The following is an 18223-nucleotide window of genomic DNA, read 5'->3' on the forward strand; positions in this document are numbered from 1 at the left end:
GTCGCATCCGGCCAGTTCGTGTAGCCAATTGAGTCAAACGTCGCGCAAGCGTCAGCCATTTACTTTAGTCGGGGTTTCAAATTACCTTTCAGGCATTCATCCGCCCGCGCGGCCGTCGATCAAAGGAAGGGATCATGCAATCGCTCGGCTTCACCTCAGTTCCGCCCCTGCTCAAATACCTGCGCCATGCCGAACAACTGGGCATGGCCGTCGAACCGGCGTTGGCGGCGGCGGGTTTGCACGCGCAGCAGCTGAGCGACAACACCCTGCGTTTGCCCGGTGAGGCGCATGAGCGGCTGCTGGATTATTTCTGCGAACACTCGGGCGATCCGTTGTTCGGGCTTAACGCGGCGAATTTCGTCCTGCCCAATTCGTGGAGCGTGCTCGGTTACATCACCATGAACTGCGCGACGTTGGGCGATGCGATGAGCCGGATCATGCCGTTCGAAAAACTGGTCGGCGACATGGGCGTGAGCCGCGCCGAGGTGCTGGATGGCCACGTGCATTTGATCTGGACGTGCCGTCATCAGCGCCCACGGATTCGCCGGCATCTGGTGGAAAACGTGCTCGGTTCCTGGCTGCAATATGCACGCTGGATCGCTGATACGCAGATGTCGCCGGCCGCAGTCTGGCTCGAACATTCATGCCCGGCCGAGGCGACGCCTGCGCAGTACGAGGCGTTTTTCGATTGCCCGGTGGTGTTTGATCAGGCGTATTCGGCGCTGATCGTGCCGCTGGCGTATTTGCAGTTACCGCTGCGTCAGGCCGATGCGCAGTTACTGCGCACCCTGGAGGAACATGCGCTGGGGTTGATGGCAACGCTGGAGGATGCGTCGCTGGAGCAGCAGGTGAAGAACATTCTGCGGCAGTTGCTCAAGGAAGGCTTGCCGCGCAAGGAACAGGTGGCCGAGCATCTTGCGGTGTCGGTGCGTACGTTACAGCGCCAGTTGCATCAGGCGGGGACGTCGTATCAGCAGATTCTCGATGATTTGCGCCAAGAGTTGGCGGAGCATTATTTGCTCAACAGTACGTTGCCGATTCAGGACATTGCGCAGTATCTGGGGTTTACCGAACCGAGGTCGTTTCACCGCACATTCAAGAGCCGACGCGGGATGCCGCCGGGGGAGTTTCGGCAGATGCATCGGGAGTGATCGCTCCGGCCTCTTCGCGAGCAAGCCCGCTCCCACATTAGATCTTCAGCGAACACAGACTTTGTGTACGCCATTGAACCCATGTGGGAGATCAGCTGCCTATCACCCTGCATTCAAAATAATGGGTATCAAGACAGTTGCTCCCACATTGGATCTTCAGCGAACACAGACTTTGTGTACGCCATTGAACCCATGTGGGAGATCAGTTGCCTATCACCCTGCATTCAAAATAAAGGGCATCAAGACAGTTGCTCCCACATTAGATCTTCAGCGAACACAGACTTTGTGTACGCCATTGAACCCATGTGGGAGATCAGCTGCCTATCACCCGGCATTCAAAATAAAGGGTATCAAGACAGTTGCTCCCACATTAGATCTTCAGCGAACACAGACTTTGCGTACGCCATAGAACCCATGTGGGAGATCAGTTGCCTATCACCCTGCATTCAAAATAAAGGGTATCAAGACAGTTGCTCCCACATTGGATCTTCAGCGAACACAGACTTTGCGTACGCCATAGAACCCATATGGGAGATCAGTTGCCTATCATCCTGCATTCAAAATAAAGGGCATCAAGACAGTTGCTCCCACGTTAGATCTTCAGCGAACACAGACTTTGTGTACGCCATAGAATCCATGTGGGAGCGGGCTTGCTCGCGAATGCGGTTTGACATTCAACGCGTGCATTGGCTGAAGCACCGCTTTCGCTTCACCTCAGAGGCTGATCGCATTGGTAAACACCAACCGATTACCAAACGGATCGGCAATCGTCATGTCCTGACTCCCCCACGGCATCGCCTGAATCTGCGGATGCGAGAACTTGTAGTCCTTGGCGATCAATTGCTGCTGAAACGCCTCCAGCTCATCCGTCTCGATACGCAGCGCCGAACCCGGGCTCGCGTCGCCATGGTGCTCGGACAAATGCAGCACACACTCACCGCGAGACACCTGCAAATACAACGGGAAATTCGCTTCAAAGCGATGCTGCCAGTCGATCTTGAAACCGAGAAAATCGACGTAAAACTCTACCGCTTTGGCTTCATCGAAGATCCGCAGGATCGGGGTGGTTTTGCCGAAGCTCATGGGGTGCTCCCTGACTGGTTGGCCCCACAGTGTAGACGGGGTGGATGTCAGGAATTCGGCTTGTTGATGGCTTTCTTTAATCTCAGATTGCCACTATGAGACGTAGATCAAAAGATCGCAGCCTTCGGCAGCTCCTACAGGGGGGATTTCGACTGATGAAATCCTTTGCGTAAATCACCTTCGCGCGCCAGAAACCGCCCTTCCCTGCGCCCATTCGCCTGCCCGTCGCGGTAACTCAACACGCCATTGATCCAAACCCCGTCAATACCCTGCGCCGCTCTTTGCGGATCGTTGAAATCCGCGACATCACGCACCGTCGCCGGATCAAACAACACCAGATCCGCCCAATACCCTTCACGAATCTCGCCGCGCGCCTTCAAACCAAACCGCGCCGCCGACAGCCCGGTCATCTTGTGCACAGCGGTGTGCAGCGGAAACAGGCCGACGTCGCGACTGAAATGGCCCAACACCCGTGGGAACGCGCCCCACAGGCGTGGATGCGGGAACGGGTCTTCCGGCAGTCCGTCGGAACCGACCATCGACAACGGATGCGCGAGGATTCTTCGTACATCCGCCTCGTCCATGCCGTAGTAAACAGCCCCCGCCGGTTGCAAGCGTTTCGCGGCATCAAGCAGCGGCAGATTCCATTCCGCAGCGATGTCGATCAAGTCGCGACCGCTGACTTCCGGGTGCGGCGTCGACCAGGTGATGGTGATGCGATGCGCATCGGTGACTTGCTTCAAATCCAGCGTCGAAGAACTCGCCGCATACGGATAGCAATCGCAGCCAACCGGGTGGGTTTTCGCGGCCTCTTCCAATGAAGCGAGGAGCTCAGGGCTGCGCCCCCAGTTACCCACCCCTGCACACTTGAGGTGGGAAATAATCACCGGCGATTTGGCGTGACGACCGATCTGAAACGCCTCATCCATCGCCTCCAGAACCGGGGCGAACTCGCTACGCAAATGCGTGGTGTACACCGCGCCGAATGCCGTGAGTTCTTCGGTCAGTTGCATCACTTCATCGGTGGACGCGTTGTAGGCGCTGGCGTAGGCCAGACCTGTGGATAAACCCAACGCACCGTCCTCAAGGCTTTCACGCAATTGCTCGCGCATCGCGGCGATTTCTTCGGGTGTCGCAGTGCGCAACAGGTCATCCAGATGATTACTGCGCAGCGCCGTGTGACCGATCATTGCGGCGACGTTCAGCGTGGTATTCGCCGCTTCAACCGCCGCGCGGTAATCGCTAAAACGTGGATAAACAAACGCCGCCGCAGTGCCAAGCAGGTTCATCGGATCCGGCGGATTGCCTTTCAAACTCACGGGCGAGGCGCTGATCCCGCAGTTGCCGACAATCACCGTGGTCACGCCTTGGCTGAGCTTTGGCAGCATCTCTGGCTGACGAATCACCACCGTGTCGTCATGGGTGTGCACGTCGATAAAACCCGGCGCCAGCACGCGGCCAGCGGCGTCGATTTCTTCGGTCGCCGTGGCCTCGGACAAATCGCCGATGCGCTCGATACGGCCATCGCGGATGGCCACGTCGGCCTGGTAGCCGGGCGTGTTGCTGCCGTCGATGATCAAGGCGTTGCGAATCAGGGTGTCGTACAACATGTCAGTCTCCCAGCGGCAGGTGATCGTCGCCACCACGGTATTCGTCGAGGGCCAGTTTGATCCGCCGCAGACGTTCTTGATTGTCTTCAGGATTGGCCAGCGCCAGCTCGGTGGCGAGCACGTCGATGGCGAGCAGCATGCCGTAGCGCGCCGCCGTCGGTTTGAAAATGAACGAGGTTTCCGCGCTCTGCAGCGGCAGCAAGACGTCGGCCAGTTCGGCCAGCGGCGAGTCGGCGCGGGTGATGGCGAGAATGCGTGCGCCGTAGTTGCGCGCCAGCTCGACGGTCTCGAGCAGCTCCGGGGTGATGCCGGTCAGCGAGCAGACGATGACCACTTGTTCGGCGTTGAGGCTGGCGGCGGTGACGCGCATCATCACCGCGTCATGACACACCGCAACCGGGTAGCCGAGGCGCACCAGCCGCACCTGCAATTCATCGCTGCACAGGGTCGAACAACCGCCCATGCCGAAGGCGTGAATCATCCGCGCCTGGCCGAGCAATCTCACTGCATCGGCGAAGCGTGATTCATCGAAACCGGCCAGATGCTGACGCAAGGTGGTTTCGATATCGCCGACGATTTGCCCGTAGAAAGCTGACTGATCGGGCGTACCGGCAGGGTCGAGAAAACGGCTGCCAACCCCGCTGGCCTGGGCCAGTTGCAGACGCAGATCACGCAGGTCGCGACAGCCGACGGTGCGGGCGAAACGCGACAGCGTGGCGGTGCTGACTTCGGCGCGTTGCGCGAGGTCTTCGAGGCTGGCGCTCGCGGCAAAACCGACGTCGTCGAGCATCAGCCGGGCGATACGACCTTCGCCGGCGCTGAAGGAATCCTGACGGGCGCGGATCTGATAGAGGATGTCCATGACGGCTGGCTCCGGTTACAGCAGGTAAGAAAGACCGAGGGTCATTGCAAAAGCGACCACCGAAATCAGGGTCTCCAATACAGTCCAGGTCTTGAAAGTCTGGGCGACCGTCATGTTGAAGTATTCCTTGATCAACCAGAAGCCGCCGTCGTTGACGTGGGAAAAGATAACCGACCCGGCGCCGGTCGCCAGCACCAACAGCTCCGGATGTGGATATCCCAGACCAATGGCCACCGGCGCGACCACACCGGACGCGGTGGTCATGGCCACCGTCGCGGAGCCTGTGGCGATGCGCATCAGCGCTGCAAACAGCCAGCCCATGATCAGCGGCGACAGGTGGAATTCGTGAGCGAGGCCGACGATCTGATCGGTGACGCCCGCGTCGACCAGAATGCGGTTCAAACCGCCGCCAGCGCCGACCAGCAAAGTGATGCTGGCGGTGGGGGCGAGGCATTCGTTGGTGAATTTGAGGATCGATTCACGGCTGAAACCCTGGGCGATACCCAGCGTCCAGAAACTCAGCAACGTCGCCAGCAACAGCGCGATCACCGAGTTGCCGATGAACAGCAGGAACTGGTTGAAACCGCTGCCCGGCGTGGAAATCAGGTTGGCCCAGCCACCGATCAGCATCAACACCACCGGCAACAGAATGGTCGCCATGGTGATGCCGAAACCCGGCAGCTTGTCGCGCGGTTCGCGGTCGAGGAATTGTCTTTCCAGCGGGTTATCCGCCGGCAAGTGAATGCGCGGCACGATGAATTTGGCGTACAGCGGGCCGGCAATGATTGCCGTCGGAATGCCGATGGCAATCGCGTAGAGCAAGGTCTGCCCGACCGACGCCTGATAGGCCTGCACCGCCAGCATCGCCGCCGGGTGCGGCGGCACCAGCGCGTGCACCACCGACAGACCGGCGACCATCGGCAAACCGACCATCAAAATCGACACACCCACGCGGCGCGCCACGGTAAACGCAATCGGCACCAGCAAGACGAAACCGACCTCGAAGAACAGCGGCAGCCCGACCAGAAACGCGATGCAGACCATCGCCCAGTGCGCATTCTTTTCACCGAATTTATCGATCAACGTGCGCGCCAACTGCTCGGCGCCGCCGGACTCGGCCATCATCTTGCCGAGCATCGTCCCCAGCGCGACCACCAGCGCAATATGCCCCAGCGTCTTGCCCACCCCGGCCTCATACGCCCCGACCACCCCGGAGGCCGGCATCCCGGCCACCAGCGCCAGACCGATGGAAATCAAGGTAATGACAATGAACGGATTGAGCCGGTAACGGGCGATCAACACGATCAAAGCGATGATGGCAACGGCTGCATAAACCAGCAGCCAATAGCCGAAGTCAGGCGTCATGCGGTACTCCTCGAAAGGGTCACGTTCGAATGGGTTGTGAAACTCATAAATCATTTCGAGATCGAGATTTCAAACCACATGAAAGTAATTTTCGTGGAGAGGTAAGGGATGTCGTAAATGGATATGTCTTGTCGCGATTAATGAAAATCCACCCAGCGAATTTTCATGTCCACACAAGACCTGTAGGAGCCGAGCTTGCTCGCGAAGACGATGTCACATCCTACATTTATGTCGACTGACACAGCGCTTTCGCGAGCAAGCTTTGCTCCTACAGTTTGAATGCACTCCGTCAGTCAGAATGCGAACACCTGTGGGAGCTGGCTTGCCAGCGATGACGGCTGCACATTCAACTTGGATGCTGACTGGTGAACCGCTATCGCTGGCAAGCCAGCTCCAACTGGTTCGCGTCCAACCCTACGTTGTGTTTCTCTAAGCCAGCCAAGCGCTATACTCGCCTTACAAATTCCGTAGAGTCCCCGCCATGACCTCCGCGCGTCGCACCCGAAAAAAACTGACAGCCGATACTCTGATCCGCGCAATCGCCAGCTCGACAGCCATAGAGACGGGCCAAAGTGTCGAGGCAATTGAGCGCAAACTCAAAGTCAGATCCAGTAAGTTTCTAAATTTGCCCCTGGCCAAGTAGCGTCGACTTCAAGACCACAATGCCTGCCGAACCCAATACTCCATGCGTTCGTAGTTGCAGTTCAGCCCCTGACTGATTGCTGCAAAATAAGCCTCTTTGTTTCGTTCCCAACCTGAACTGTCAGTGGTCGATCAGGTAAATGCTCGATGAGTACCGATTGGTAAAGCTTTTCCAACAAAACCAGCTCTGCATCGTCCATGTCTTCAGGATCGGTAATTCCCAGCTTATTGCTCAGCACTTGCTCATTCGAGCCAAGCTGAAAAGTGCTCTGTGCCCCTTCTGCGTCGTAACGGTTAATCATCCCTGTACCTGCTGAATTGACGATGTTCAGAGCACCATAGGTCTGGCGCAATACAAGCGCAAAGCCTGAAACGAAAACGGCTGCCCGATGGCAGCCGTTCTGAAGGGTGATAGCAAAGCCCGGCGGGCTCAAACACCCATCACACCATTTCGTTACGAATCCATTCAACCACGGACGTGCGCTTCGGCGTCCAGCCCAGTATTTCGCGCGCATGTTTGCCGCGCACACGGCTGTTGGAACCGAGGCCATAGTTGGCCATTTCATAGCCCCACTCGGCTTCGGCGTCTTCCAGTGGCCAGTCTTGCGGGTGGCCCAGGTTCAGCGCTTGGGCCATGGCGGTGGTCATGTCGATAAACGACGCTTCGCCGCTTTCAACAAAGTAGAAAGTGCCCGGAACGTTTTTGGTCAGCGCCAGCAGGTAGAGGGCGACGACGTCTTCGATGTGCACGTTGGACCAGATGTTTTGGCCAGTACCCACGTGACGAACGACACCGCTTTTGCGCGCTTGTTTGAGCAGTCGCGGCAATTGCACGCTGTCGCGATTGACGCCCAGGCTGTGGCCGTAGATCAGCGTATTGCAGATGACGGCGGAGTTAACGCCATCCTTCGCCGCCGCGAGGATCAGGTTGTCGATGGCCACGCGTGCGGCTTTATCGACGGTCGGCTCCGGCAGATTGTCTTCGTAGTAGATGACGTCGCTGGACTTGCCGCCCGACGCATCGCCAACGATGCTCGAACCGCTGGTGTGCAGGAACACTTTGTTGGTACCGCGCAAAGCATCGAGCAACGCTTCCACCGCGCCGCGATGGTCGCTGCTGGCGGCGTTGATCACGGCGTCGGCGGCGCGGGCCTGTTCGGCGAGCAGTGCTTGGTCGTCGAGTGTGCCGATAACCGGGGTGATACCGAGTGCTTTCAGCTCATTAGCCTGTTCGGCGCTGCGCACCAGGCCGGTGACGTTGTGCCCGGCCTGAACCAGACCGGTAGCGATGGAGCCGCCGATAAAACCGGCAGCGCCGGTGACGAATACGTTCATGGAGAAACTCCCTGCGTGAGTAAGTGATGGGACGAGTATCGGCCCGTGAGCCCGGGGGAAAAACCCGCTCCCGCCCAATTCACTCTTGCGCAGAGGTCACGAATCAGCCTTTGAAATCGGCGCTGGCGTAGGCGGCGAGTTTGCTCTGGATGAAGTCGAGGAAGCACTGAATGCGCAGCGCCAGTTGCGAGTTACGGTAGTACACCGCGTTGATCGGCTGGCGATAACCGCTGTTGAATTCACCGAGCAGGACTTTCAAACGGCCGGCGCGGATGTCGTCAATGGTCATGAAGTGCGACAGGCAAGCGATGCCCTGCCCTTCCAGCGCCAAACGCCGCACAGTCTCGCCGCTGGAGGCGCTGATCGCCGGGGTGATTGGCCAGCGGTCACCGTGCACGTAACGCAGCGGCCATTGGTTGAGGCCTTCGTTCTGGGTGAAGCCGAGCAAAGTGTGTTCGCTCAGATCGGCGACTTGCTGCGGCGCGCCGTGCTTTTCCAGATACGCAGGACTGGCGACGATCAGCAGCGGACTGCAACCGAGCGAACGCGCGTGCAGCGTCGAATCGGCAAGGGTGCCGATGCGGATGGCGATGTCGGTGCTTTGTTCCAGCAGGTCAATGATCAGGTCATTGCTGTTGAGCTCGAGCTGAATGTCTGGGTAGAGCCGGCGGAATTCGTCGATGTAGGGGACGACGGCGTGGAGCATGAACGGCGACGCCGCGTTGATGCGCAAACGCCCGGACGGAGTTTGCTGGCGTGAGGACAGGCGTTCTTCGAGTTGATCCATCTGATCGAGAATCAGCTTGGCGTGCTCGAAGAAGTACTTGCCCTCCTCGGTCAGATCCATGCGCCGCGTGGTGCGGTTGATCAGCGTGGTGTCGAGTTTGGCTTCCAGCTTCGACAGCGTGCGGCTGACGGCCGAAGGCGTTTGCCCGACCTGCTCGGCAGCGGCGGAGATGGAACCGCACTCGATCACGCAGACGAAAATCTGCAACTCATCGGATCTGGCTTTCACGGGTGTCCCTTACGATGGTCATCACCCCTGTATTGTGGTGAAAGAATGGCTTGGGCGGGTGGGGAATTTTCTGTTCACAGAGATCTACTTGTGGCGAGGGGATTTATCCCCGATGGACTGCGCAGCAGGCCGCTCTGTTTCAAGATCAAGAGCGGGGCCGCTTCGCGACCCATCGGGGATAAATCCCCTCGCCACAGGAAATCATCTCAAGCCTTAAGGCCAAACACCTCGGTCAGATGCTGCTCATAACGCGCTACATCACCTTCGATGTTCGGACGCTTCATCACATCCACACACAAAAACGTCGGCAACGCGGTCATGCCCAGAAACTCATTGGCCTTGTGGAACGGGAAGTACACCGCATCAACACCTTTGGCCTCAAAGAAATCGGTCGGGTCATCGAAGGCTTGTTGCGGTGCGTTCCAGGTCAGCGACAGCATGTATTGCTTGCCCTGAATCAGACCGCCGCTGCCGTACTTCTGCGACGCATCGGAGCGGGTGCGGCCATCGCTGGCGTAGAGGCTGCCGTGGCCTTCGGTGAAGACTTCGTCGAGGTACTTTTTCACCGTCCACGGCGCGCCCATCCACCAGCCCGGCATCTGATAAATGATCACGTCGGCCCAGAGGAATTTCGCCACTTCTTCAGCGACGTCGTAGCCCTCGTCGATGAAGGTGGTTTTGACGTCGCAACCGCCGCGATCCAGCACGCTCAGCGCCGCTTCGTGCAGAGTGGCGTTGTAACGACCGTCAGAGTGGGCGAATTTTTTACCGCCATTCAACAACAATACTTTTTTCATGAGAAAGCCTCGGCGCAGCCATTCCGGCTGGGTGGAGAAGGAAAACTGGAATGGCGGCAGATTAACCATCTGCCTCGCGCGGAATAAGCCGTGATTGCGCAAAATACATTTGACCAAAAAGCACGAATCAAACACAGATTGTTGCCATAGCATGCTCGGCTATCTGTATTTGAGGAGTCGTTGTGATGAGTGAACGCCAGGGTTTCATCCTGCACGCCAAGACCCGCCCGGAAAAAGCCGAGGCCTTTGAAGCGCTGTTCCGCGCTTATGTTGAACCGAGCCGCGCCGAGCCCGGCTGCATCGAGTACCACATGCTGCGCGACAAGGAAGATCCGTCGCTGTTTATCTTCTACGAGATCTGGGAGAGCCAGGCGCACCTGGATGTGCACTCGAATCTGCCGCACATGAAGGCGTTTTTCGCCGAGCGAATGGACTATCTGGAACGCGATTTCGACATTCGCGCCATTGACATGCTCAGCGCAGCCTCGGCTAACCGCTGATCAATAAGTGGGCGCCGAGGGCGCCCAGACCGATGAAGAAAACCCGTTTGAATAGTACGGCGCTGATGCGTTGCCGCAGCCATTGGCCGAGCAACATGCCCAGCACGGCGGGGATCAGCGCCAGCAGCGAGGCGCTCAATTCACCGCCGCCGAGTGCGCCGCGCCAGAGCAAACCGCCGGCAAGCGCCAGAGTCGAAACGGTGAAGGACAGGCCGAGTGCCTGCACCAACTCGTCGCGGTTCAAACCCAGCGCCTGCAGGTAGGGCACCGCCGGAATCACGAACACGCCAGTGGCTGAGGTGATGACGCCGGTGATTAAACCGCAGGCCGGGCCGAGCCAGGGTTCGTGGCGGGGATTTACGCTCAGCGTCGGCAGGAACAATCCGCTCAACGCATACAGGAACAGCGCCGCGCCGAGCCCGCGTACCACCCAATGTCCGCCGGCCATGCCGATCCACAACGTGCCGATGCCGGTGCCGAGGAAGATCATCAGCAGCATCGGCCAGAGGCGTTTGATCAGGCCTTTTAAATGCCCGCCGAATGCCAGTTGCCAAAGGTTGGTCAGGGTGGCAGGGATGATCAACAACGCGGCTGCCTGCGATGGCGCCATAGCCAGACCGAGCAGGCCCATGGCGACCGTGGGCAGGCCGAGGCCGATGATGCCTTTGATCAGGCCGGCGAGGATGAAGGTGGCGATGACCAGCAGCGACAGGGTCAGGCCCAGGTGTTGGTAGAAGTCTGTGAGTGTGTTCATGGCGGTACTGTGCGCCCGTCGGGGTTGGCTGAAAATCTGCCATATACTGAGGGTGCCTCTGCTTTTGGGAGAGGCTGATGATTTCGTTGGGGCTGATGGCCTCTTCGCGAGCAAGCCCGCTCCCACAGTGGATCTGTGTCGTACATGAGTCCAATGTGGGAGCGGGCTTGCTCGCGAAGGGGCCGGCCCAGCCACCACAAAACCAGAGGCTAACCATGCACTTCGACCTCACCGACCTGCGCCTCTACCTGCACATCCTCGACACCGGCAACATCACCGCCGGCGCCGCGCGCAGCCATTTATCCCTCGCCGCCGCCAGCGCCAGAATCCGCGCCATGGAAGCCTCGCTCGGCACCGACTTCCTCGAACGCGGTCGCCGTGGCGTCAGCCCGACACCCGCCGGCAAAGCCCTCGCCCACCACGCGCGCATCCTCCTGCAACAAGCCGAGCGTATGCAGCAGGATCTCGCCGACTACGCGCAAGGCGTCAAAGGCCAGGTGCGACTGCTGTGCAACACGACGGCGATCACCGAATACCTGCCGGAAGTGCTCGCCGATTTCCTGCGCAATCACCCCAATCTCGACATCGATTTGCAGGAACTGCCGAGTGCGCGCATCACCCACGCCTTGCGCCAAGGCGCGGCGGAACTCGGGATTGTTTCCGACGCCGTAGACACCCGCGACCTACAAACCCAACCCTTTCGCGATGATCCACTGGTGCTGATTCTGCCCCTCGATCACCCGTTGTCTGACGCCGACGAGGTCAGTTTCAGCGATGCGTTACACCATGATTTTGTAGGACTCAGCGCCAACAGCGCTTTGGCGATCTACCTCGAAGAACAGGCCCTGCACAGCGGCGCCCGCATGCAGGTGCGTATCCGCGCCGACGGTTTCGACGGCGTGATGCGCATGGTCAGCCGTGGCGCCGGGCTCGCCATCGTGCCACTGGCAGCCATCGAACGCGCGGCGCCACGCAGCTTCAAAAGCGTTGCGCTCAACGAACCGTGGGCGCGCCGCACCTTGATGCTCTGCGCCAAGGACTTCACCGCCCTGCCGAGTTACGCCAAAGCCCTGCTGCACGCCTTGACTCTCCCCTAACGGACAGACTTCATCCAAACAGATTCAGCCGCTGGAAAAACCCTGAACGTGCGCGCGTTTCTGAGCAGCTCGATGTCGACCCCAGACAACTGGGCAGCGCCCGGGCGCTATACGGTGCGGCTTCAATTTCTTCTGCCCGGAGCTCCCATGACCGCGACCGCCCCAATCACCGTTCTGCGCGACACCCACCCGCTGCCGGTACTCGATGCCTGCAAATGGGAGAAACTCGAAGGCGACCCGCACACCGTCAACCTCAACGCCTACACCAGCGAAGACGGCAGCAAGATCATGGGTACGTGGATCTGCACGCCGGGCAAGTGGCGCGTGGAATACGTGAAGTGGGAATACTGCCATTTCCAGGAAGGCTACTGCGTGATCACCCCGGACGGCATGGCGCCGATTCACTTGCGTGCTGGCGATATCTTTGTGATTGAGCCGGGGATGAAAGGTACGTGGGAAGTGGTTGAGACGGTGCGTAAGTATTTCGTGTTTGCCTGATAAAGCAAAAGATCGCAGCCTTCGGCAGCTCCTACAGAGATACGTTTCCTGTAGGAGCTGCCGAAGGCTGCGATCTTTTTTTGGCACAAAAAAGCCGGCAAATCACCCGACGTGATTTCCCGGCAACACCTACTGCAAATTTTTGAACACACCCCAATGATCCCTATGGAAGTAGAGATCCCTGTGGCGAGGGGATTCATCCCCGCTCGGCTGCGCAGCAGTCGCAAAACCTGAGCACTCGGTTTACCTGACACACTGTAGGGGGCTGCTGCGCAACCCATCGGGGATAAATCCCCTCACCACAAAGTCTCACTTGCCACAAAAGTATTGCTGACCCAAGTTACTGCGGTTTGCGGTAGCTGTTGATAATCGCCGAGAAATCTTTCCCGCCATCCCCACGCTGACTCATCGCCTGATACAACTGCTGCGCCACCGCACCAAGCACCACCGGCTGATGCGCCTGACGTGCCGCTTCCGTCGCCAGGCCTAAATCCTTCAGCATCAATTCCGCACCAAACCCACCGGTATACCCGCGCGAGGCCGGCGCCGTTTCAACAATCCCCGGCCACGGGTTGTACATCTCCGAACTCCAGCAACGTCCGGTCGAGCTGTTGATGATCCCGGCGAGCACCGACGTATCAATCCCCAACGCATCGCCCAGCGCCATCGCCTCACTGACGCCAACCATCGAAATCGCCAGCAGCAAGTTGTTGCAGATCTTGGCGATCTGCCCGGTGCCGACTTCACCGCAATGCACAATGTTGCGGCCCATCTGCGCCACCACCGGTTGCAGGATGGCGAACAGTTCTGGCGTGGCACCGACCATAAAAGTCAACGTCCCGGCCGTCGCGCCGCCCGTACCGCCAGATACCGGCGCATCCGCCATCGCCACGCCTTGTTTCGCGGCAGCGGCAGCCACATCACGCGCCGTCTGCGGATCAATCGTGCTGCAATCCACTGCCGGCACGCCTTTGCCAATTCCGGCCAAAACGCCGTCCTCACCCAACCAAACACTGCGCACATGCACAGCCGCCGGCAGCATGGTGATCACCAGTTCAGCATCCTCGGCCGCCTCACGCGCCGAAGCGCGAATGCTGCCGCCCAGTTGTTCCAGTTCCGCCAGCACGGTTTTATTGAGGTCGACCAGGTTCAGCGAGTGGCCAGCCTTGATCAGGTTGCGCGCCATCGGCGCGCCCATGTTGCCCAGCCCGACAAATGCGATTTTCATGGCCGATCCTCAGCGCAGGTTGATTGTGGTGTTCACGCCGTCGTTGACGCTGTCGTCGTCGAACCAGCGCGCCGTGACCGTTTTGGTCTGCGTGTAGAACTGCACCACTTGCTTGCCGTACGGACCGAGGTCGCCGAGTTTCGAGCCGCGCGAACCGGTGAAGCTGAAGAAAGGTACCGGCACTGGAATCGGGATGTTGATGCCGACCTGACCGACGTCGATTTCCGTCTGGAATTTACGTGCCGCTGCGCCGCTCTGGGTGAACAGGCCGGTGCCGTTGCCGAACGGATTGGCGTTGACCAGCGCAATGGCTTGATCGAGGGTATCGACTTCCAGCACCACCAGCACTGGGCCGAAGATTTCCTGGGTGTAGATCTGCATGTCGGTGGTCACGCCCGAGAACAGGGTCGGGCCGACAAAGTTGCCTTGCTCGTAACCCGGCACCTTGATGTCGCGGCCGTCCAGTTCCAGCTTGGCGCCTTCCTTGATGCCGCTTTCGATCAGATCAAGAATTCGTGCCTTGGCTTTTTTCGAGATCACCGGGCCTACATCGGTGCCCGGCTCGCTGCCGGCGTTGACCGTGAGTTTCTGCGCCAGCGCTTTCAGATCCGGCAACCATTGTTTCGCCGCACCAACCAGCACCACCACCGACGTGGCCATGCAACGTTGCCCGGCCGCACCGAAACCGGCGCCGACCAAGGCATTCAGTGCTTGCTCGCGATTGGCGTCGGCCAGCACCACAGCGTGGTTTTTCGCGCCCATCATCGATTGCACGCGTTTGCCGTGCTTACCGGCCAAATCGTAAACGTGAGTCCCAACAGCGGTCGAACCGACGAAGGACACCGCTTTGATGTCCTTGTGCGTGCACAGGCCATCGACCACGTCTTTACCGCCATGAACCACGTTGAGCACGCCTGCCGGAACGCCCGCCTCGACCGCCAGTTCCACCAGCAGCATGGTCGACAGCGGATCCTGTTCCGAAGGCTTCAACACAAACGTGTTGCCGCAGGCGATGGCCATCGGGAACATCCACAGCGGAATCATCGCCGGGAAGTTGAACGGCGTGATGCCGGCGCAAACACCGATTGGCTGGCGCAAGGTGTAGGTATCAACACCGCCCGCAACGTTTTCAGCGAATTCGCCCATTTGCAGGGTGCCAATGGAGCAAGCGTGCTCGACCACTTCCAGGCCACGGAAAATATCGCCCTCGGCATCGGCAATGGTTTTGCCCTGCTCGGCGCTGAGCACCACGGCGATGCGTTTGGAGTGTTCGCGGATCAGCGCCTGCAGCTTGAGCATGATGCGCATCCGCGCGCCGATCGGAGTCAGTTTCCAGGTCTGGAACGCACGCTGCGCGGCGTTGACCGCAGCATCGACTTCAGCGGCGGTGGCGAACGGCACTTTGGCCAGCACTTGCTGGGTAGCCGGGTTGACGATGTCGTGCCATTCGGTGGTCTGCGATTCGACCCACTCACCATTGATCAGCAGCTTGACCTTCTGCAGCGTGGTTTCGTTGGGCGTAAGCGATGCGTTCATGCTGGTCTCCGAAACTTGTTTTTATCGTAGGAGCTAAGGCGAAAGGTTCGCCTTGAGATGAGGCGTGTGTCACGAATTGGTTGTCGGACTGTTTTTGGAGTATAGATGTGCAAACTTCTAATAAGAACGCACATATAAGCCCGTCCATCATGCAAAAAAACATCACCTCTCTAGGTTCGCTGAACTGGGACGACCTCAAGTTTTTCCTCGAAGTCGCCCGCACCCGCAAGGCCAGCACCGCCGCCAAACGGCTCGCCGTCGACTACACCACGGTGTCGCGACGGATCAGTTCGCTGGAAGCGGCGCTCGGCACGCTGCTGTTTGAAAAGTCGCGCACCAGCGGTTTCGTCCTGACCGCTGAAGGCCAGCGTTTGCTGGGTTATGCCGAGTCGATTGAAAGCACGTTGCACATGGCTTGCGAGCAGGTCTCCGGCTCCGGCGTCGCCTTGTCCGGCCACGTGCGCATGGGCTGCACCGAAGGTTTCGGCAGTTTTTTCATCACCCCGCAACTGAGCCATTTCGTCGACGCCTACCCGGCGATCTCGGTGGACATCCTGCCGCTGCCGCACTTCATCAGCCTGTCCAAACGCGAGGCCGACATCGTCATCGCCCTCGAACGCCCGGAGCACGGGCCGTACGTCTGCTGCAAACTCTGCGACTACCGCTTGCAGCTCTACGCAACCCAGGACTATCTGGACAAACACCCACCGATCCGCCGCCCGGCAGATTTGGGCAAGCATCAATTCATCAGTTATGTGGACGATCTGGCGTTCAGCTCGGAGCTGCTCTACCTGGCCAACGTGCTGCCCGGTGCCCACGCAAATTTGCGCAGCACCAGCGTGATCGCACAATTCGTCGCAGCGCAGCAAGGGCGCTCACTGGCGATTCTGCCGTGCTTCCTCGCCGCGCAGGATCCGCGCTTGCTGCCGGTGCTGCCGGAGGAAATCAACATCACCCGGCAGTTCTGGATGTACTGCCGGGAGGATCTGCGGAAGTTGAAGCGGATCACTTTGTTGTGGGATTACATCCGCGAGGTGACTGAACAGAATCAGGGTCTGTTGATGGGTGAGACCCGCGAGATGCAGTTCGCCGATTGATGATCTTCAAGAAATCAGGCGTCGGCATCGTAACGAAGCCAGCATAACGATATAGGTCATGTCTTGAGCGTTTCAATTTAAGCTGGCATGTCGGCAAAACAGTCGAAGATTTCGATAGAGGCGCCAAGGCAAACCGCCATCATTCAAGAGCCCTTACCAACCCGGTATCCTTCTTTCCCTCAGTAATGACACGGAACACAGGAAATTCGGCTTGGCTTTTGGGACTCGTCCTACAGCCAGTGACCGGTCGTTCATTCTGTCCCAGCTCTGGCTGGAATTCCCCAAGGACGTAAGGAAGCTGCATGTCTGGCTATGTACCCAACTCACCGAAGGGCTACCGCAATAGCGGCGTTGAGCCTGTCGATATCCACGCCCAGCATTGGGCTGAATACAAAGACCTTCCCTCCAAAGAAGACGCCAAGCCAAACACTGTTGGCTGTGTGTTCGCCAAGAGCTGCGACCTACCAGACGGCGTAATTGATCACAAAAACCCAGCCGGGTTTATCCCTGTCGAGAAAGTCAACAGCTACGGCGAGCTTGCCATCCTCGGTGGCCATGAGACGGACGCACAAGGGAACATTCCCCTAAAGAAAGTGAGCGGTTCAATACCAACAACACTTGGAACGCTTCTGTTGGGCGGGGCCGCTGTAACTGCTGGCGTGTCGTGTGGTGGTCTGTGCTCTGCCGGGGTGGCTGGTGCCGGTGCTGCTGCTACTGGCGGAAGTGTTGTAACGGGCGTGGGTGCTACCGGAGCAACTGGTGGGGTTATCACTACGGGGGTTGCAGCTGGTGCGTTAGCTGGCTTCGTTGCGCTGCTATGGCCTTCCAGTCTGGGTGATAGCAGCCTGTACACAGAAGAACAACTGCAATCCCTCAAGCAAGGTCGCACACGGCTTCGGATTCACGTCGAGCAACAGGCCGATGGCACATTGAAAGGATACGGGTACACCACCCAGAGCCGCACTGACTGGGAGATGATTCCGGTGGTGCAATTCGTTGAGCAAGGTTCTCAACAGGTTGCAGACTTTGGCGATGGTGTAACCCTGATCTGGACACCAGCCGTTGACCCATCCAGCACGTCAGGAATCCCACCGTTAGAGGCGGCACCTCAAGCCCCGCAAATCTGGATTTATCCACCGTCTGAGAAAGCAGACAGCATCATCGTTAACCCGATCTACCCGCCCGAGTATAAAGACTTCATTCTGGTATTCCCTGCTGACTCGGGAGTACAACCTCTCTACATCGTAATGAACGTCCGGCTCGATCCTGGCACGGTTACAGGACGGGGAAAGGAAGTGACAGGCATCTGGCTCGCTGGGGCGAGTTCAGGACTCGGCGCCCCGATACCAACAGAGATTGCCGATCAACTACGGGGCAAAAGCTTCGCAAGCTTCAATAGTTTCAGACGGGCACTCTGGAAGGCAGCAGCCAGTACTGGACTGGTCGAACAATTCACAGACAATAACGTTGACCGAATGCGAGAAGGCAAGGCACCAAAGGCACGCTATAGGGACAGAGCAGGAAAACGCAGCTCTTTCGAACTCCACCACACAGATGAAGTAGCCAAAGGCGGGAAAGTTTACGATGTTGATAACCTGAACGTCGTCACGCCTGAGCATCACATCGACATCCACAGGAACGGATAACTCCGAC

Annotated in this window: 17 protein-coding genes; 6 read left to right on the top strand and 11 right to left on the bottom strand. The window is 58.7% G+C overall.

The window, feature by feature from the left end; all coding sequences use genetic code 11:
* Positions 1–134 precede the first annotated feature (134 nt).
* Positions 135–1151, top strand: a complete 1017-nt coding sequence (locus ACIP1X_RS14805) for an AraC family transcriptional regulator (RefSeq protein WP_400753138.1) — start codon at positions 135–137, stop codon at positions 1149–1151.
* A 714-nt stretch (positions 1152–1865) separates the two neighbouring features.
* Here ACIP1X_RS14805 and ACIP1X_RS14810 read toward each other — a convergent pair.
* The 8 genes from ACIP1X_RS14810 to ACIP1X_RS14845 form a co-directional block, all read right to left on the bottom strand.
* Entirely contained in the window at positions 1866–2234 is a 369-nt protein-coding gene (locus ACIP1X_RS14810; RefSeq protein WP_126359889.1) for a glyoxalase superfamily protein, read from the bottom strand.
* A gap of 134 nt (positions 2235–2368) precedes the next feature.
* Entirely contained in the window at positions 2369–3844 is a 1476-nt protein-coding gene (locus tag ACIP1X_RS14815; protein WP_400753141.1) for an amidohydrolase family protein, read from the bottom strand.
* A gap of 1 nt (position 3845) precedes the next feature.
* On the bottom strand, positions 3846–4706 hold the full coding sequence (locus tag ACIP1X_RS14820; protein WP_400753144.1) for a MurR/RpiR family transcriptional regulator: 861 nt from the start codon (positions 4704–4706) through the stop codon (positions 3846–3848).
* Positions 4707–4721: 15 nt separating this feature from the next.
* Positions 4722–6071: a GntP family permease gene (locus tag ACIP1X_RS14825; RefSeq protein ID WP_159812847.1), complete on the bottom strand. Its 1350-nt coding sequence runs from the start codon at positions 6069–6071 to the stop codon at positions 4722–4724.
* A gap of 704 nt (positions 6072–6775) precedes the next feature.
* The gene (locus ACIP1X_RS14830; RefSeq protein ID WP_400753146.1) at positions 6776–7147 is read right to left on the bottom strand and encodes a hypothetical protein; all 372 of its coding nucleotides are present in this window, start codon (positions 7145–7147) and stop codon (positions 6776–6778) included.
* 7 nt (positions 7148–7154) lie between these two features.
* Positions 7155–8048 (bottom strand): NAD-dependent epimerase/dehydratase family protein, encoded by an 894-nt coding sequence (locus tag ACIP1X_RS14835; RefSeq protein ID WP_400753149.1) that lies wholly within the window; start codon positions 8046–8048, stop codon positions 7155–7157.
* Positions 8049–8151: 103 nt separating this feature from the next.
* A complete protein-coding gene (locus tag ACIP1X_RS14840) occupies positions 8152–9063 on the bottom strand; it encodes a LysR substrate-binding domain-containing protein (RefSeq protein WP_400753152.1) in 912 nt (303 codons plus the stop codon).
* Between the two features lie 206 nt (positions 9064–9269).
* Positions 9270–9860, bottom strand: a complete 591-nt coding sequence (locus tag ACIP1X_RS14845) for an NAD(P)H-dependent oxidoreductase (protein ID WP_053117939.1) — start codon at positions 9858–9860, stop codon at positions 9270–9272.
* A gap of 185 nt (positions 9861–10045) precedes the next feature.
* Between ACIP1X_RS14845 and ACIP1X_RS14850 the strand changes: the two genes are divergently transcribed.
* Positions 10046–10360 (top strand): putative quinol monooxygenase, encoded by a 315-nt coding sequence (locus tag ACIP1X_RS14850; protein ID WP_400753155.1) that lies wholly within the window; start codon positions 10046–10048, stop codon positions 10358–10360.
* Here ACIP1X_RS14850 and ACIP1X_RS14855 read toward each other — a convergent pair.
* A complete protein-coding gene (locus tag ACIP1X_RS14855) occupies positions 10350–11114 on the bottom strand; it encodes a sulfite exporter TauE/SafE family protein (protein WP_400753158.1) in 765 nt (254 codons plus the stop codon). The genes ACIP1X_RS14850 and ACIP1X_RS14855 overlap by 11 nt on opposite strands.
* 215 nt (positions 11115–11329) lie before the next feature.
* Between ACIP1X_RS14855 and ACIP1X_RS14860 the strand changes: the two genes are divergently transcribed.
* Together ACIP1X_RS14860 and ACIP1X_RS14865 are read left to right on the top strand one after the other, a co-directional pair.
* Complete coding sequence (locus tag ACIP1X_RS14860) at positions 11330–12211, top strand: LysR family transcriptional regulator (protein WP_400753160.1); 882 nt, start codon at positions 11330–11332, stop codon at positions 12209–12211.
* A 147-nt stretch (positions 12212–12358) separates the two neighbouring features.
* Entirely contained in the window at positions 12359–12709 is a 351-nt protein-coding gene (locus ACIP1X_RS14865) for a cupin domain-containing protein (RefSeq protein ID WP_103303269.1), read from the top strand.
* Between the two features lie 340 nt (positions 12710–13049).
* Here ACIP1X_RS14865 and mmsB read toward each other — a convergent pair whose 3' ends face one another.
* Together mmsB and ACIP1X_RS14875 are read right to left on the bottom strand one after the other, a co-directional pair.
* Positions 13050–13937: a 3-hydroxyisobutyrate dehydrogenase gene (mmsB, locus tag ACIP1X_RS14870; RefSeq protein WP_400753163.1), complete on the bottom strand. Its 888-nt coding sequence runs from the start codon at positions 13935–13937 to the stop codon at positions 13050–13052.
* 9 nt (positions 13938–13946) lie between these two features.
* The gene (locus tag ACIP1X_RS14875) at positions 13947–15473 is read right to left on the bottom strand and encodes a CoA-acylating methylmalonate-semialdehyde dehydrogenase (protein WP_400753166.1); all 1527 of its coding nucleotides are present in this window, start codon (positions 15471–15473) and stop codon (positions 13947–13949) included.
* A 149-nt stretch (positions 15474–15622) separates the two neighbouring features.
* On the opposite strand from ACIP1X_RS14875, the gene ACIP1X_RS14880 reads away from it, so the two are divergent.
* Complete coding sequence (locus tag ACIP1X_RS14880; RefSeq protein WP_053116972.1) at positions 15623–16570, top strand: LysR family transcriptional regulator; 948 nt, start codon at positions 15623–15625, stop codon at positions 16568–16570.
* A gap of 302 nt (positions 16571–16872) precedes the next feature.
* On the top strand, positions 16873–18216 hold the full coding sequence (locus ACIP1X_RS14885) for an S-type pyocin domain-containing protein (protein ID WP_400753169.1): 1344 nt from the start codon (positions 16873–16875) through the stop codon (positions 18214–18216).
* The last annotated feature ends 7 nt before the right edge of the window (positions 18217–18223 follow it).

It is taken from the genome of Pseudomonas sp. NPDC088885 (genome assembly GCF_044750025.1).
GTDB lineage: Bacteria > Pseudomonadota > Gammaproteobacteria > Pseudomonadales > Pseudomonadaceae > Aquipseudomonas > Aquipseudomonas rustica.